The sequence below is a fragment of the Staphylococcus pasteuri genome (genome assembly GCF_030547725.1).
Taxonomy (GTDB): domain Bacteria; phylum Bacillota; class Bacilli; order Staphylococcales; family Staphylococcaceae; genus Staphylococcus; species Staphylococcus pasteuri.
In genome coordinates this window covers 1-274 of the sequence record NZ_JAUOQO010000325.1, presented here as the reverse complement: position 1 = coordinate 274, position 274 = coordinate 1, and the positions used below count along the sequence as shown (strand labels likewise).

At 45.3% G+C, this 274-nt stretch carries 1 pseudogene; it reads left to right on the top strand.

Annotation, left to right across the window (positions count from 1 at the left end):
• Positions 1 to 19: 19 nt before the first annotated feature.
• Positions 20 to 274, top strand: a pseudogene (locus Q4528_RS13840) (hypothetical protein); the annotation flags it as partial.

The following is a 274-nucleotide window of genomic DNA, read 5'->3' as shown; positions in this document are numbered from 1 at the left end:
AATTGAAGCCGAACGTTTAGTGTCAGAACTGAGTAAGCGTTACGGACCAAAGCACGACAAAATGATCCGCGCTCAAGCCCAGTTAGCCTCTGTTAAAAATCGCTCTGAAGTATTATTAAGGGTGCTAGCGTCTGGCGTAGAAAAAGAACTCCGTAGTGCGCGAAGCCAGGAAAATGCGATTCGCAGCGAAATGGAAAACAAGAAAGCAGAATTTCAAGACATTGCCTTAAAACGTGCAACCTACAACGCCTTAAAGCGCGAAGTGGATAGTAAC